We start from the raw sequence: 14,519 nt of genomic DNA on the forward strand, positions 1-14,519 counted from the left end.
CGGGCGCACCATGAGCGAGCCCGAGCAGGAACAGCAGACCCGCAAGCCCCGGATCGCCGTCGTGTTCGGTGGCCGGTCGAGCGAGCACGCGGTGTCGTGCGCGACCGCCGGCAGCGTCCTCGCGGCGCTCGACGCCGACCGCTACGACGTGGTGCCGGTCGGCATCACCCGCGACGGCCGCTGGGTCCTGGAGTCCGCCGACCCGGCGCGTCTGGCGATCACCGCGCAGGACCGGCTGCCCGAGGTCGACGGCTCGCGCTCCACGGTCGCCCTGGCCCGGCAGGACGACGCCAGCGACCTGGTGGTGCACGAGCCCGGCGCCGTGCCCCGCACGCTCGGCGAGGTCGACGTGGTCTTCCCGCTGCTGCACGGCCCGTGGGGCGAGGACGGCACCCTGCAGGGCCTGCTGGAGATGTCCGGCGTCCGCTACGTCGGCTCCGGCGTGCTGGCCTCGGCCGTGGGGATGGACAAGCACTACATGAAGGTGGTGCTGGCCTCGCACGGCCTGCCGGTGCTGCCCTACACCGTGATCACGCCCGCCGGCTGGGAGAGCGACCGCGCCGCGTGCGCGGAGTCGGTCGCCTCGCTGGGCTACCCGGTCTTCGTGAAGCCGGCCCGCGGCGGCTCGAGCATCGGGATCAGCAAGGTGCACGGCCCCGACGAGCTCGACGCCGCCGTCGAGGAGGCCCGCCGGCACGACCCCAAGGTGCTCGTCGAGGTCTCCGCCGAGGGCGGCCGCGAGGTCGAGTGCGGCGTGCTCCAGGGCTTCGGCAGCAACCCGTCGGACACCTCGGTGGTCGCGGAGATCAGCGTCGACCCCGCCCACGAGTTCTACGACTTCGCCGCGAAGTACCTCCCCGAGGAGCAGACCCGGCTCGACGTGCCCGCGGACCTCCCCGAGGGCGTCGCGGCCCGGATCCGGGAGCTGTCCGCCCAGGCGTTCGAGGTGCTGTCGTGCGAGGGCCTGGCCCGGGTGGACTTCTTCGTGCTGCCCGACGAGCGGGTGGTGATCAACGAGATCAACACGATGCCCGGCTTCACGCCGTCCTCGATGTTCCCGCGGATGTGGGCGGCCACCGGCCTCGACTACCCGGCGCTCGTGGACCGGCTGGTGCAGCTCGCACTGCACCGCGGCACCGGCCTGCGCTAGGCGCCGGTCACACGCAGGGCTGCACCGAGCGCAGGGTCTTCCTCACCGCGGCGCCGAGGTCGACCATCGTGTTCACCGGCGGCCAGTACGTCGCCGGGACCCGCACCTCGACGTTGACGGTCCGCCCGACGCTGGTCATCACGATGTCCTCCGGCCGGCCGGTCTGCTGCGACTCGGGGACGTACCAGTCCACGCCGTTGGCGGTCTGGCAGCCGGAGACGGCGTCGAAGCCCTTCGGCACCGGCACCCCGCAGCGCAGCTCGATCGCCGGGTCGCCCCAGGCCGCGCCGTACCCGCCGCCGGTGTCCGCCTCGACCCGCGCGACACCGTCCACCTTGTCCGGCAGCGCCTCGACCAGGGCCCGGCAGGCCGCCGCGTCCGCGCCGGTCAGCGTCGGGGCGTCGAGGGTCAGCGGACCCGAGCACCCGGTGGCCAGCAGCAGGAGGGCGGAGACGGCGACGGCGCCCGTGCTCCGGGGAGCAGGGCGCCGTCGCATGGCTGCGGAGATCAGATGTGCACGACCGGACACGTGAGCGTCCGGGTGATGCCGCTGATGTTCTGCACCTTCGCCACGACCAGCTTGCCGAGCTCGTCGACGTTGCGGGCCTCGGCGCGCACGATCACGTCGTACGGTCCGGTCACGTCCTCAGCCAGCGTGACGCCCTTGACCTCAGCGATCTCGGCGGCCACCTCGGCGGCCTTGCCGACGTCGGTCTGGATCAAGATGTAGGCCTGCACCACCATGCTGCACTCCTGTTGTCGTCGGGTCTGGTTCACCGGTCGGCCCAACCTATCGTGCGGCGTGCCCCTCCCGGAACACAGACCGGCACCTACGGTTGGATAGCGGTCATGAGCATCCCTGCGAACGCGACCCTGGCCGACCTCGGAGAGTTCGGGCTCATCGGGGCGCTCGTCGAGCGGTTCCCGCAGGGCGACCACGTCCTGATCGGCCCCGGCGACGACGCCGCCGTGGTCGCCGTCCCCGACGGCCGCGTGGTGGTCTCCACCGACCTGCACGTCGACACCCGGCACTTCCGGCGGGACTGGGCCAGCGCCACCGACATCGGGCACCGGGTGGCGGCCGCGAACCTCTCCGACCTCAACGCGATGGGCGGCCGGGCGACCGCGCTGACCATCGGGCTCGCCGCTCCCGCGGACCTGCCGGTGGCCTGGGCCCTGGAGCTTGCCGACGGCATCGTCGCGGAGTGCGCCCTGGTGGGTGCCTCGGTGGTCGGCGGCGACCTGACCAGCGCGGACCAGGTGATGGTCTCGGTGACCGCGCTGGGCGCCGTCGCCGGCGATCCCGTACGGCGGTCGGGTGCCCGCCCGGGCGACGTGCTGGCGATCGCCGGACGCCAGGGCTGGGCCGCCGGGGGACTGGCGGTGCTGACCCGGGGGTTCCGCTCCCCGCGCAAGCTCGTCGAGGCCTACCAGCGTCCCGAGCCGCCGTACGGCGCCGGCGCGCAGGCCGCGGCGCTCGGTGCGACCGCGATGATCGACGTCTCCGACGGGCTGCTGGCCGACGTCGGGCACGTCGCCGCGGCGAGCGGGGTGGCGATCGACGTCCGCACCGCGGCGTTCGAGATCGCCGAGCCCCTGCAGGCCGTCGGCGCGGCACTCGGGGCCGACCCGCTGCGGTTCATCCTCACCGGCGGCGACGACCACTGCCTGGTCGCGACCTTCCCCGGCGGCGCGCTGATGCCCGAGGGCTGGTCGGAGATCGGCGTGGTGACCGAGGGCTCGGGCGTCACGGTCGACGGCGCTGCGTACGACGGACCGGCCGGCCACACGCACTTCTGAGCGGGCGGCCTCCGGGGGACACAGAAAAGCCGCCCCCGGAGGGAGCGGCTCCTGCGTGCGGGACGGTCAGGTCTAGCGGGAGACCTTGCCGGCCTTGAGGCAGCCCGTGCAGACGTTCAGGCGCTTGGGAGTGCCATTGACCGTCGCGCGCACGCGCTGGATGTTGGGGTCGAAGCGACGCTTCGTAATCTTGCGCGACCAGGGGCGGTTGTTACCGAAGCCCGGGCCCTTGGCGCAGATGTCACAGACGGCAGCCACCGTGAACTCCCTGGGATTGCTAGGTTGTGTCGAACGAGGGGCGCCCGGGCGTCGTACTCAGTGCTCCGGGCAACCGCACCAGAGTATCCGAGGCCCTGCCCGGACGCGAATCGGGCGCTCCGGCCCGGCCCGCGAGCGTCGCCGGGGTGCACTAGCCTGACGCTTTCCGAATCCGTGAGCACCACCGGGAGGGGGCGTGCAGATGCGCGACGACGCGGTCGCCACCTTCGACCTGCCGACCGTGCTGCGGTTCTCCGAGCTGGCGCTGACGGCCCTGGGTGCGGCCCGCGAGGAGATCGACGCGCTGAACGTCTACCCGGTGCCCGACGGGGACACCGGCACGAACATGTTCCTGACCCTGGAGGCGGCCCGCGCCGCGCTGCTCGACGCCGTCGCCGGCACCACCGCGACGTCGCCGGCGCCCGCCGACCTGCGCACCGCGATGGCCGCCTTCGCCCGCGGGGCGCTGCTGGGCGCCCGCGGCAACTCCGGGGTGATCTTCTCCTCGCTGGTCGGCGCCCTGTGCAAGCGGCTGGGCGAGGCCGGGCCGGGCGACCGCTCCGCGCAGGTCTTCGCCGAGGGCCTGACGCTGGCCACCCAGGCCAGCTACGCCGCCGTGGGCCGGCCCGTCGAGGGCACGATCCTGTCGGTGGCCCGGGCCGCCTCCGAGGCCGCGACCGTCTCGGCCGCGGACCCGGCGCACCGGGTGGGCCACGTGATCCGGGCCGCCGCCGCCGCGGCCCGCGAGGCGCTGGCCAGGACGCCCGACCAGCTCCAGGTGCTGCACGACGCCGGAGTGGTGGACGCCGGCGGTCGCGGGCTGTGCGTGGTGCTCGACGCGGCCGAGACCGCGGTCACCGGCCGCCGCCCGGTCTCGACGGCGCCGGCCTTCGGCTCCCGGTCGATCCCGGTCCCGCTGCCGCACCAGGTGCAGGGCGAGGACCTGACCCCCGAGGGTCCGGCCTACGAGGTGATGTTCCTGCTCGACGCCCCCGACGCGGCGATCCCGGCGCTGCGCACGGCGCTGGCCCCGCTCGGCGACTCGCTCGTCGTGGTCGGCGGCGACGGCCTGTGGAACGTGCACGTGCACGTCGACGACGTCGGGGCGGCCGTCGAGGCGGGCATCGAGGCCGGCCGTCCGCACCGGGTCCGGGTGACCCACTTCGCGGAGCAGCTGGAGCGACGTACGACGCCCAGGGCGGTGCAGCGCACCGGGCGGGCCGTCGTCGTGGTCGCGGCCGGCGCGGGGCTCGGCGACCTGTTCGTGCAGGCCGGCGCCACCGTCGTGCCGGGCGGCACGGGCCGGCGCCCGTCGACCGGCCAGATGCTCGAGGCGATCACCTCCGCGGGCGCCGCCGAGGTGATCGTGCTGCCCAACGACCGGGACTCGGTCGCCGCTGCGGAGGCGGCCGCCCGCACGGCGCGCGAGGAGAACGGCGTCCGCGTCGCGGTGATCGCGACCAACGCCCAGGTGCAGGGCCTGGCCGCCCTTGCGGTGCACGAGCCGGGCCGCTCCTTCGAGCAGGACATCCTGGAGATGACCGCGGCCGCCCGGCACGCCCGTTCCGGCGCCGTCACGGTCGCCGCCCGGCAGGCGATGACCACCGCCGGCCCGTGCGAGCCGGGCGACGTCCTCGGCGCCATCGAGGGCGACTTCGTGGTGATCGGCGACGACCTGTTCACGGTGGCCACCGAGGTCCTCGAGCGGCTGCTCGGCGGTGGCGGCGAGCTGGTCACGCTGGTCGGCGGGGCGGACGGCGGCGACCTGGCCGAGCGCTGCGCCGAGCACCTCGGCGCGACCCGGCCGACCGTCGACGTGGTGGCCTACGAAGGCGGCCAGCAGCGCTACCCGCTCCTGATCGGGGTCGAGTAGCCGTGCCCGAGGCGATGCCGCGCTCGACGATCCGGTGGGACTCCAAGCTGGCCGCGGTGGCCGGTGCGGGGGCGGCCAGGATCGAGAAGGCCTTCGGCTACCAGACCGTCGGCGACCTGCTCCAGCACTACCCGCGCCGGTGGGTGGACAAGGGCTCGCTGTCGGACCTCGGGGCGGTGCAGCCCGAGGAGCACGTCACCGTCATCGCCCGGGTGGTCCGCTCGCAGCTGCACAGCTACACCGACCGGCGCCGCGGCGGCCTGGCCTACCGGCTGGAGGTCGTGGTGGCCACCGAGAAGGACCAGCTGTCGGTCACCTACTTCGACAAGAAGAAGCACGTCGCCGAGTGGCGGGCGAGCAGCATCGCCCCCGGGGCCATCGGGCTGTTCTCCGGCAAGGTCGGCACCTTCCGCGGCCAGCTCCAGCTCACGAACCCGCAGAACCAGATGTTCGGCGAGACCGCGGGGGACGAGAGCGGGGGAGAGGACGCCGCGGCCCGGCACTGGGACAGCATCCCGCAGCTGATCACGATCTACCCGGCCAGCGCGGCGGTGCAGAGCTGGCAGATCTCGGACGCGATCGCGCTGGCCCTCGACCTGGTCGAGGAGGTCCCCGAGCTGCTGCCCGCGGACGTCCGGGAGGCCCACGACTTCGTCTCCGCCCGGCAGGCGCTGCGCTGGCTGCACCGTCCCGAGACCTGGGCGCAGAAGGAGGCGGCCGCCCAGCGGCTGCGCTTCGACGAGGCGTTCGTGACCCAGACCGTGCTCGCCCAGCGCCGCGCCGAGCTGGTCGCGCAGGCCGCCGAGCCCCGCACCGGCCGGTCCGGCGGGCTGCTCGACCGGTTCGACGAGCGGCTGCCCTTCACGCTCACCGACGGACAGCAGGAGGTCAGCCGGGCCGTCCTCGACGACCTCGCCACCGGGCACCCCATGCACCGGCTGCTGCAGGGCGAGGTCGGGTCGGGCAAGACCGTCGTCGCGCTGCGCGCCATGCTGCGGGTCGTGGACTCCGGGGGGCAGGCGGCGCTGCTGGCGCCCACCGAGGTGCTCGCCCAGCAGCACCACCGGTCGATCACCGCGATGCTCGGCGACCTCGCGGCCGGCGGGATGCTCGGCGGCGCCGCCGACGGCACCCGGGTCGGGCTGCTGACCGGCTCGCTGGGCGCCGCGGCCCGCCGGGAGGCGATGCTCGACGCCGCCTCAGGGCAGGCGGGCATCGTGATCGGCACCCACGCGCTCCTGGAGGAGAAGGTGCAGTTCGCCGACCTCGGCCTGGTGGTCGTCGACGAGCAGCACCGCTTCGGCGTCGAGCAGCGCGCCGCGCTGGCCGCCAAGAGCGGAGGGGCGCCTCCGCACGTCCTGGTGATGACCGCGACCCCGATCCCGCGCACCGTCGCGATGACGGTCTTCGGCGACCTCGAGACCTCCACGCTCTCCGAGCTGCCCGCCGGCCGCGCGCCGATCCAGACCAGCGTCGTCCCGCTCGCCGAGCAGCCGGCGTGGCTCGACCGCGGCTGGTCCCGGATCCGGGAGGAGGTCGCCACGGGCCACCAGGTCTACGTCGTGTGCGCCCGCATCGGCGGGGACGACGACAAGCCGACCAAGGCGGACGCCGAGGAGGCGGTGCCGCTGGCGGCCGTCGAGGAGGTCGCACCGATGCTGGCCGCCGGCCCCCTGCAGGGCCTGCGCGTGGAGATGCTGCACGGCCGGCTCGCGCCGGACCGCAAGGACGAGGTGATGCAGCGGTTCGCCGCCGGCGGGATCGACGTACTGGTGTCCACGACGGTGATCGAGGTCGGCGTCGACGTCGCGAACGCCACGATGATGATGATCTTCGACGCCGACCGGTTCGGGGTCTCCCAGCTCCACCAGCTGCGCGGCCGGGTCGGCCGGGGCGGCCTGCCCGGGCTGTGCCTGCTGGTCACCAACGCCCCGCACGCGTCCGCGGCCCGCGAGCGGCTGGACGCCGTCGCCGGCACCACCGACGGCTTCGAGCTCTCCCGGGTCGACCTCGAGCAGCGCCGCGAGGGCGACGTGCTCGGCGCCTCCCAGTCCGGCCGCCGCTCCAGCCTGCGGCTGCTCTCGGTCCTCGAGCACGAGGACGTCATCGTCGAGGCCCGCGAGGTGGCCGCCCAGGTCGTCGCCGCCGACCCGACGCTGGCCTCCCACCCCGACCTCGCCCGGCAGGTGCGTCGGCTCCACGACGCCGACCAGGCCGACTTCCTGGAGAAGGCATGACACGGATCATCGGCGGCAGCGCCGGCGGCCGCCGGATCGCGACGCCCAGCGGCGACAGCACCCGGCCGACCTCCGACCGGGTCCGCGAGGCGCTGTTCTCGGCGGTCGACGCGGCCGTCGGGTCGATCAGCGGGCTGCGGTTCCTCGACGTGTACGCCGGCAGCGGCGCGGTCGGGCTGGAGGCCCGGTCCCGCGGGGCCGGCGTGGTCACCCTCGTCGAGCACGACCGCCGCACGGCCGCCCTGATCCGGGAGAACGCCCGGGCGCTCGGCTTCACCGGCATCGACGTCGTCACCTCGACGGTCGCCCGGGCCCTGGTCCACACCCCGCGGGCGCCGTACGACCTGGCGTTCCTCGACCCGCCCTACGCGGTGCCCGTCGACGACGTGGTGAGCGCCCTGGAGGCGCTGCGCGACCACGACTGGCTGTCCCGGGACGCCCTGGTGGTCGTCGAGCGCTCCAGCCGCGGTCCCGACCTGGCCTGGCCGGAGGGGTTCACGGCCGACCGGACGCGGAAGTACGGCGAGACCACCCTTTGGTACGGTCGCGCCACACTCTGAGCAGAGGAGCGTCCGTGCGCCGAGCCGCATGTCCCGGGTCGTTCGACCCGGTCACCAACGGGCACATCGACATCATCTCGCGCGCCTCGACGCTGTTCGACGAGGTCGTGGTCGCCGTCGGGGTGAACGCCTCCAAGCAGCGGCTGTTCACCGCCGAGGAGCGCATCGAGATGCTCACCGAGTCGTGCGCGCCCTACGCCAACGTGTCGATCGCGTCCTTCGACGGCCTGCTCACGACGTTCTGCCTGGAGCACGGGGTGGCCGCGATCGTGAAGGGCCTGCGCGCGGTCAGCGACTTCGACTACGAGCTGCAGATGGCCCAGATGAACTCCAGCCTCGCCCCGATCGAGACGGTCTTCGTGCCGACCAGCCCGGAGTACTCCTTCCTCGCCTCCAGCCTGGTCAAGGAGGTCGCCCGGTTCGGGGGCGACGTCTCCTCGCTGGTCCCGGCGCACGTGCTCACCCGGCTGACCGCCCGGCTGGCCGAGCGCTCCTGACCCTCGGCGTGTGACCGGCGCCGCTTCGTCGTATCGTCTGGGGGAGGCGTGAGCACGTCTCATCCGGGGTAGGGAGGCCTCGGGTGTGTCCGGCCGTCGTGGCCGGGTCGCACCCGCAGTGCTGGAGAAAGGGACTTTTGTGGACGTGCACGCGAAGCTCACCGAGCTGCGCCAGGTCGTGGAGCAGGCTCGGTCGATGCCGATGTCGGCCTCGGCCGTGGTCAACCGCGGGGAGCTCCTCGAGAAGATCGACGAGGTGTCCGGCGCGCTCGAGGCGGCGTTCACCGAGTCGCAGCGGGTCGTCGCCGCCCGGGACGAGGTCGTGGCCGAGGGCCGCCGCGAGGCCGAGCAGATCGTCAGCGACGCCCGCAACGAGCGGGAGAAGATCATCTCCGACACCGACGTCTACCGGGTCGCCAAGCGGGAGGCGGACCACGTCGTGGAGCAGGCGCGTGCGGAGGCCGACGAGCTCCGCAAGGAGACCGACGACTACGTCGACGCCAAGCTGGCCAACTTCGAGATCACGCTGGAGCGCACCACCGAGGCGGTCAAGCGTGGCCGCGAGCGGCTCGCCGGCCGGTCGGCGTTCGACGCGCTGACCTCCGACGAGGTCGACAAGATCAAGCTGCCCGAGCACCTCGAGAACTGACCGCCGCCTCGTTTTGGCTGCTGAGGCCACCATTCGGTACTCTTGACGACGGTTCTTCGCGCCTGGTCCGGACACCCACCCGGACGTCGTTCGAGGAACCTGGTCTGTTGTGCCCAACCCAGGAAGTGACTCTGTGCGTCTCGACCCGAGAGCGCCGCTCGTGCTCGACACCCGCGAGCTCGGCCGCCGCCCGGGGTCGCAACGTCGGAAGAGCTTCACGGCGCCGGCGCCAGCAGACCTCGGCATCGAAGTTCTCCGCGTCCCTGACGGGTCGCCGGTCGTGTTCGAGCTCCGGCTCGAGGCGGTCATGGAGGGAGTGCTCGTCACCGGCGAGGCGCAAGCCGACCTGGTGGGTGAGTGCGCACGGTGCCTGGAGGAGATCCGCGACGAGATCGTGGCCGACTTCCAGGAGCTCTTCGTCTACGAGGAGAGCGACACCGCCCACGGGGAGGACGAGGATGTCAGCCGGTTGGAGGGCGACCTGCTCGACCTCGAACCACTGCTGCGGGACTCGGTGGTGCTGACGCTGCCGTTCCAGCCGCTGTGCCAGGACGACTGTCCGGGCTTGTGCACCGAGTGCGGTGCGCGGCTCGCAGACGACCCGGACCACACGCACGACGAGCCGATCGACCCCCGGTGGGCGAAGCTGCAAGGGCTCGAGCACGACCCCGAGAACGACTGAGACCATTCACTGTCCGCCGGGCTCCCCGGAGCGGCGGACGGACGAGAAGGAGTACACCGTGGCTGTCCCGAAGCGGAAGATGTCGCGCAGCAACACGCGCCACCGTCGCTCGCAGTGGAAGGCCGTCGCGCCGTCGTTGGTCGTCTGCGCCAACCCGGCCTGCGGTTCCAAGCACCTGCCGCACCGCGCGTGCCCGCAGTGCGGCCAGTACGGCGCCCGCGCCGATCGTCGCCAGGTCCTCTGACGAACGACTCGGCGGACGAGACGGCGGACGAGACGGTGAGCGAGTCGGCGGGCACCCCGACGAGCGAGTCGTACGAGGACCTGCGTGAGGGTCTCGGCCATCCGGTCCTGGAGGCCGAGATGCTCGACCGCGCCCTGACGCACCGGTCGTTCGCCTACGAGAACGGTGGCCTGCCCACCAACGAGCGCCTGGAGTTCCTGGGCGACTCGGTGCTCGGCGTGGTGATCACCGACACGCTGTTCCGCGCGCACCCGGACCTGTCCGAGGGCAGGCTGGCCAAGCTGCGGGCGGCGGTCGTCAACGCCCGCGCGCTGGCCGAGGTGGCCCGCACCATCGACCTCGGCAGGCACATCAAGCTGGGCCGCGGCGAGGAGTCGACGGGCGGGCGCAACAAGTCCTCGATCCTGTCCGACACCGTCGAGGCCGTCATCGGGGCCGTCTACCTCAGCGGCGGCTTCGAGGCCTCCAGCGAGCTCGTGCACCGGCTGTTCGACCCGCTGATGGAGAACGCCGCCCGGCTCGGCGCCGGCCTGGACTGGAAGACCAGCCTCCAGGAGCTCTCCGCCGAGCACTCCCTGGGTGTGCCCGAGTACGTCATCGAGGACGCGGGCCCGGACCACGAGAAGACCTTCACCGCTCAGGTGCGGGTGGGCTCCAGCCTCTACGGGCACGGCACCGGCCGGTCCAAGAAGGAGGCCGAGCAGCAGGCCGCCGAGACGGCCTACCTCGCGATCGCCGCCGCGCACGGCGACGTCACCGCCTCCTAGGGCGAGGGGCGAGCCGGCATGCCCGAGCTCCCGGAGGTCGAGGTCGTCCGCCGCGGCCTCGAGTCCCACGTCGTCGGGCGCACGATCTCCGCGGTGCAGGTCCTGCACCCGCGCCCGGTGCGCCGGCACCTCGCCGGCGCCGAGGACTTCGCGGCGCTCACCACCGGCCGGGTGGTGCTCGGCGCCGCGCGCCGCGGGAAGTACCTCTGGCTGCCGCTGGACACCGGTGACGCCGTGCTCGCGCACCTCGGGATGAGCGGCCAGATGCTGGTGCAGCCGGTCGGCGCACCCGACGAGCGCCACCTCCGGGTCCGCTTCGTCCTCCGCCCGGTCCCCGACGGCCCCGACCGCCCCGACGGCAGCGTGGGCGAGCTGCGGTTCGTGGACCAGCGGATGTTCGGCGGCCTCTCGATCTCGCCCGGCGGCGCCGACCTGCCCCCGGAGATCGCGCACATCGCCCGCGACCCGATGGACCCGCTCTTCGACGAGGACGCCTTCGTGGCCGCCGTACGGCGCCGGGCGTCGGGGATCAAGCGGATCCTCCTCGACCAGACCGTGGTGTCCGGCGTCGGCAACATCTACGCCGACGAGGCGCTGTGGCGCGCGCAGCTGCACGGCGAGCGGCTCGGCACCAAGCTGCGCCGCGCCGACGTGCTGCGCGTGCTCGCCGAGGTGCGGGCGGTGCTGGCCGCCGCGCTGGACGAGGGCGGCACCTCCTTCGACGCGCTCTACGTCAACGTCAACGGGGAGAGCGGCTACTTCGACCGCTCGCTGCACGCCTACGGCCAGGAGGGCCGGGCCTGCGACCGGTGCGGCACCGCGATCGTGCGGGTGTCGTTCATGAACCGGTCGTCCTACTTCTGCCCGGTCTGTCAGCCCCGGCCGCGACCGCGCCGGGCGGCCTGAACCGGCTCCGGGACCTCACCGGTCCAGTCGACCGGGGTCCACTGCTCGGTCGGCGCCCACTCGCTGCCGCAGCCGCCGCAGGCGAACAGCGGCTGGCCGTCGAGGTGCTCCCCGGTGGCGTCCCAGCTGCACAGCCGCCGGCAGGCGGCGATCTCGAGGGGGCGCGTCACCCGTCCAGGCTACGGGGCCTGGGCCGGATTGACCGGTGTCGGCCCCCGTGGGACTCTTGAAGGCGCACGAGCCACCTTCTCGGCTGCATCCAGCCGTCCCGTGGCGTGCCGGACCTCTCACATCCTTCGGAGGACACGACTATGGCCAAGGCCCTCGTCGGCTACATGACCAGCAACGACCCGCGCGTCGCGGCCCAGCTCACCGCTGAGACCCGTCGGCTCCGGCAGCGGGTGGCGGACCTCGAGGCGCACGTGCTGCGGCTCCAGTCCGAGAACGACTCCCTGGTGGCGGCGCTCCACGACGCCCCCCTGCTGACTCTCGACGAGAGCAGCATGCAGCCCGTCTGACCGGATCCCGGTCCTGGCACGACGGCGCTGGCATGATGCTCCGGTGCCTGCCGTGCCCCGTCGTGCGTCCCTGGAGCCGATGACGGCCGCCGAGCTCGACCGGTGGTCGGTGCACTCGGCCGAGGGATTCGTGCGTCAGCAGGTCGAGGCCGGCCTGCAGCCCCTGGCCGACGCCCGGCGCGACGCCGCGCGGATGCTCGCCGAGCAGCTCCCGGACGGCCTGGACACCGTGCACCACCACGTCCTGCGGGTGCGGGACACCGACACCGGCGAGACGGTCGGGAGCGTGTGGCTGCGGGTGCGCCCCGGCCCGGGCGAGGTGGAGGGCTACCTGTTCGACATCGAGCTGCTGCCCCCGGCCCGGGGCCGCGGCCTCGGGCGGGCCACCCTGCTGGCCGTGCACGAGACCGCCCGCGCGCTGGGCGCCACCGTGATGCGCCTCAACGTCTTCGGGCACAACGGACCGGCGATCGCGCTCTACGAGAGCCTCGGCTACCAGGTCGCGGACCTCTCCCTGCAACTGCGCCTGGCCGGCCGGCCCGGTCCGGTCCCGCCCGGCCCGGCCGTCCGGCTGGTCCCCGACGACCCCGCGACCCCGGGTCGGCTGCTCTGGACGGCGTACGACGGGCGCGAGCCCGTCGCCGTCGTGCGGCTCGCCCTGGGGGACCGGTCGGACGGGCTGCACGCGCGTCTCGACCGGCTCGAGGTCCACCACGGGCTGCGCCGGCGCGGCTACGGCCGGGCGGTGGCGGCCGAGGTCCTGCGCACCTGCCGGGAGATGCGGGTGCGCACCGTCGCGGTCTCGCTGGCCGGGAGCGACGCGCCGGCCCGGGCGCTATGCGAGGAGCTGGGGTTCGGCCTCACTGCCCAGACGATGGTGCTGGCGCTGACGGGTCCGTAGCGGCCGGGTCCGCAGGCAGCGCCGGAGGGCTCGGCGGCTGGCACGGCGCCTCGGGGGTCGGGTCGACGTCCTCGGGGCACGGTGCGCAGGTCGGGTCGGCAGGGTCGGCAGGGTCGGCCGGGGCCGAGGGCTCGGTACCCGGGGTCGGCGGGGTGGCCGGGCTGGCGTCCGGGGTGGGCGTCGCGGCCGGGGAGGGGTCCACCGGGAGCGGGGCGGTGGGGCAGCTCGGGCCGTCCGTCGGGCTCGGGGTCTCGGCTGGCGTCCCGGGCGGCGTCTCGGCGGGCGTCTGACCGGGCGTGGTGGTCTGCGGCGTGGTGGTCGGCGGGGCGGAGGACGGCGGGTCGGTGGCCGGGTGGCTCGGGTCCGCAGGGGTGGCGGGGGCGGGCTGCGGGGCCGGCGGCGTCGGCGGCAGGGTCGCCGTCGGGGCCGGGGCCGCCGCCGTGGTGGTCGCGGCGGCCGGGGCGTGGGTCGGCGCCTTCGACGGGGCCAACGTCGGCGCCTTCGACGGGCCCTTCGACGGCGCCTTCGAGGGGGCCTTCGTCGGGGCTGCCGTCGGCGCCGCGGCGGCGTGCGTGCGGTGCGGGTGCCGGACCGGCTTCCGCGTCGGGTGCGCACCCGGGGCCCGGGTGGCGGACGGGGCGGCGACCGGCGTCGCGGTGAGCGCGAGCGCGGTCGGCAGGTCGACGACGGCGGTGTCCAGCGGGGTGAAGCGCTGCTGGTAGGTCAGCACCAGCCGGAGGTAGGCCACCGAGTGGTTGTAGGACAGCAGCGCGGTCCTCAGAGAGGCCTGCTGGGTGAGGTCCCGCCCGCCGTAGCAGAGGTACGCCGCGGTGCTCGCTGCCGCGTCCTCGACGTCCTGGGGGTCGGCGACGCCGTTCCCGTCGCCGTCGACCCCGAAGGTGCGCCAGGTGTTGGGCAGGAACTGCATCGGCCCCACGGCCCGGTCCCAGGTGGTGTCCCCGTCCAGCCGGCCACCGTCGGTGTCCGGGATCGAGGCGTGCCGGCGACCGTCCAGCACCGGCCCCACCACGGACGTGCGGTGCTCGGCGTCGAGAGGCCGGCCGACGAGCGACCCGGACTCGACCTGGCCGATCGCCGCGAGCAGGCTCACCGGGAGGTGGCAGCCGGGCGGCGAGCCGGCGACGGCGGAGCGGTAGGCCTTGAGCAGGACCACGGCGATGTCCGCGTGGATCGGCCTGCCCACGGGACTCCCGGTGGTGGTGACGTGCACGGCCGGTGCGAGCGCGGCCGTGGCGGCCGGTTCGGGGTAGCGCCGCGCGTCGGGCACCGTGACCGACGCCGCCTCCTGGTCGAGGGGCGCCGGGGACGCCGGCGCCGCGAGAGCGGTGGTCCGCGCTCCGGCCACGGCCGACCGGGACGCCGGGGACGTGGATCCCGCCAGCGCGAGCACCAGCATCAGGGCCAGGGCCGCAGAGGTCCCCAGCCTGCGTCGTTGACCGTCCAGAAGTGCCCCCAT

The 14,519-nt window shown here is 74.2% G+C and carries 18 protein-coding genes; 13 read left to right on the top strand and 5 right to left on the bottom strand.

The genetic code is table 11. From position 1 onward, the window contains the following. The first annotated feature begins 10 nt into the window (after window positions 1–10). Entirely contained in the window at window positions 11–1,150 is a 1,140-nt protein-coding gene (locus tag KRR39_RS04265; RefSeq protein WP_216940892.1) for a D-alanine--D-alanine ligase family protein, read from the top strand. A 7-nt stretch (window positions 1,151–1,157) separates the two neighbouring features. Here KRR39_RS04265 and KRR39_RS04270 read toward each other — a convergent pair whose 3' ends face one another. After that, window positions 1,158–1,646 (bottom strand): DUF3515 domain-containing protein, encoded by a 489-nt coding sequence (locus KRR39_RS04270; RefSeq protein WP_216940893.1) that lies wholly within the window; start codon window positions 1,644–1,646, stop codon window positions 1,158–1,160. 11 nt (window positions 1,647–1,657) lie between these two features. Continuing rightward, complete coding sequence (locus KRR39_RS04275; RefSeq protein ID WP_254185505.1) at window positions 1,658–1,894, bottom strand: Lrp/AsnC ligand binding domain-containing protein; 237 nt, start codon at window positions 1,892–1,894, stop codon at window positions 1,658–1,660. Between the two features lie 111 nt (window positions 1,895–2,005). Here KRR39_RS04275 and KRR39_RS04280 point away from each other — a divergent pair, with 111 nt between their 5' ends. Further along, window positions 2,006–2,950, top strand: coding sequence for a thiamine-phosphate kinase (locus KRR39_RS04280; protein WP_216942369.1), 945 nt, complete (start codon window positions 2,006–2,008; stop codon window positions 2,948–2,950). Window positions 2,951–3,022: 72 nt separating this feature from the next. On the opposite strand, the gene rpmB is transcribed toward KRR39_RS04280, so the two are convergent. Then, complete coding sequence (gene rpmB, locus KRR39_RS04285; RefSeq protein ID WP_216940894.1) at window positions 3,023–3,208, bottom strand: 50S ribosomal protein L28; 186 nt, start codon at window positions 3,206–3,208, stop codon at window positions 3,023–3,025. 202 nt (window positions 3,209–3,410) lie between these two features. On the opposite strand from rpmB, the gene KRR39_RS04290 reads away from it, so the two are divergent. The 9 genes from KRR39_RS04290 (at window position 3,411) to mutM (ending at window position 11,623) form a co-directional block, all read left to right on the top strand. Further along, the gene (locus KRR39_RS04290; RefSeq protein ID WP_216940895.1) at window positions 3,411–5,081 is read left to right on the top strand and encodes a DAK2 domain-containing protein; all 1,671 of its coding nucleotides are present in this window, start codon (window positions 3,411–3,413) and stop codon (window positions 5,079–5,081) included. Between the two features lie 2 nt (window positions 5,082–5,083). Next, a complete protein-coding gene (recG, locus tag KRR39_RS04295; RefSeq protein ID WP_254185506.1) occupies window positions 5,084–7,318 on the top strand; it encodes an ATP-dependent DNA helicase RecG in 2,235 nt (744 codons plus the stop codon). Beyond that, window positions 7,315–7,878 (top strand): 16S rRNA (guanine(966)-N(2))-methyltransferase RsmD, encoded by a 564-nt coding sequence (gene rsmD, locus KRR39_RS04300; protein WP_216940896.1) that lies wholly within the window; start codon window positions 7,315–7,317, stop codon window positions 7,876–7,878. The genes recG and rsmD overlap by 4 nt, the downstream gene beginning before the upstream one ends. 14 nt (window positions 7,879–7,892) lie before the next feature. Further along, on the top strand, window positions 7,893–8,375 hold the full coding sequence (gene coaD, locus KRR39_RS04305) for a pantetheine-phosphate adenylyltransferase (RefSeq protein ID WP_216940897.1): 483 nt from the start codon (window positions 7,893–7,895) through the stop codon (window positions 8,373–8,375). A gap of 145 nt (window positions 8,376–8,520) precedes the next feature. Further along, window positions 8,521–9,024 (top strand): ATP synthase subunit B family protein, encoded by a 504-nt coding sequence (locus KRR39_RS04310; RefSeq protein WP_216940898.1) that lies wholly within the window; start codon window positions 8,521–8,523, stop codon window positions 9,022–9,024. Between the two features lie 160 nt (window positions 9,025–9,184). Beyond that, window positions 9,185–9,706, top strand: coding sequence for a YceD family protein (locus KRR39_RS04315; protein ID WP_216940899.1), 522 nt, complete (start codon window positions 9,185–9,187; stop codon window positions 9,704–9,706). 58 nt (window positions 9,707–9,764) lie between these two features. Further along, on the top strand, window positions 9,765–9,950 hold the full coding sequence (rpmF, locus tag KRR39_RS04320; protein WP_216940900.1) for a 50S ribosomal protein L32: 186 nt from the start codon (window positions 9,765–9,767) through the stop codon (window positions 9,948–9,950). Between the two features lie 35 nt (window positions 9,951–9,985). Further along, a complete protein-coding gene (rnc, locus tag KRR39_RS04325; RefSeq protein WP_436972027.1) occupies window positions 9,986–10,717 on the top strand; it encodes a ribonuclease III in 732 nt (243 codons plus the stop codon). 18 nt (window positions 10,718–10,735) lie between these two features. Then, complete coding sequence (gene mutM / locus KRR39_RS04330) at window positions 10,736–11,623, top strand: bifunctional DNA-formamidopyrimidine glycosylase/DNA-(apurinic or apyrimidinic site) lyase (protein ID WP_216940902.1); 888 nt, start codon at window positions 10,736–10,738, stop codon at window positions 11,621–11,623. Here the strand turns inward: mutM and KRR39_RS04335 are convergent. After that, window positions 11,590–11,793 (bottom strand): hypothetical protein, encoded by a 204-nt coding sequence (locus KRR39_RS04335; protein WP_216940903.1) that lies wholly within the window; start codon window positions 11,791–11,793, stop codon window positions 11,590–11,592. The two genes, mutM and KRR39_RS04335, sit on opposite strands and share 34 nt — an antisense overlap. Before the next feature lie 141 nt (window positions 11,794–11,934). Between KRR39_RS04335 and KRR39_RS04340 the strand changes: the two genes are divergently transcribed. Both KRR39_RS04340 and KRR39_RS04345 read left to right on the top strand, forming a co-directional pair. After that, entirely contained in the window at window positions 11,935–12,141 is a 207-nt protein-coding gene (locus KRR39_RS04340) for a hypothetical protein (RefSeq protein ID WP_216940904.1), read from the top strand. Between the two features lie 43 nt (window positions 12,142–12,184). Further along, window positions 12,185–13,042: a GNAT family N-acetyltransferase gene (locus KRR39_RS04345; protein WP_216940905.1), complete on the top strand. Its 858-nt coding sequence runs from the start codon at window positions 12,185–12,187 to the stop codon at window positions 13,040–13,042. Here KRR39_RS04345 and KRR39_RS04350 read toward each other — a convergent pair. Further along, a complete protein-coding gene (locus tag KRR39_RS04350; protein ID WP_216940906.1) occupies window positions 13,002–14,519 on the bottom strand; it encodes a lytic transglycosylase domain-containing protein in 1,518 nt (505 codons plus the stop codon). The genes KRR39_RS04345 and KRR39_RS04350 overlap by 41 nt on opposite strands.

The organism is Nocardioides panacis (assembly GCF_019039255.1).
GTDB classification, from domain to species: domain Bacteria; phylum Actinomycetota; class Actinomycetes; order Propionibacteriales; family Nocardioidaceae; genus Nocardioides_B; species Nocardioides_B panacis.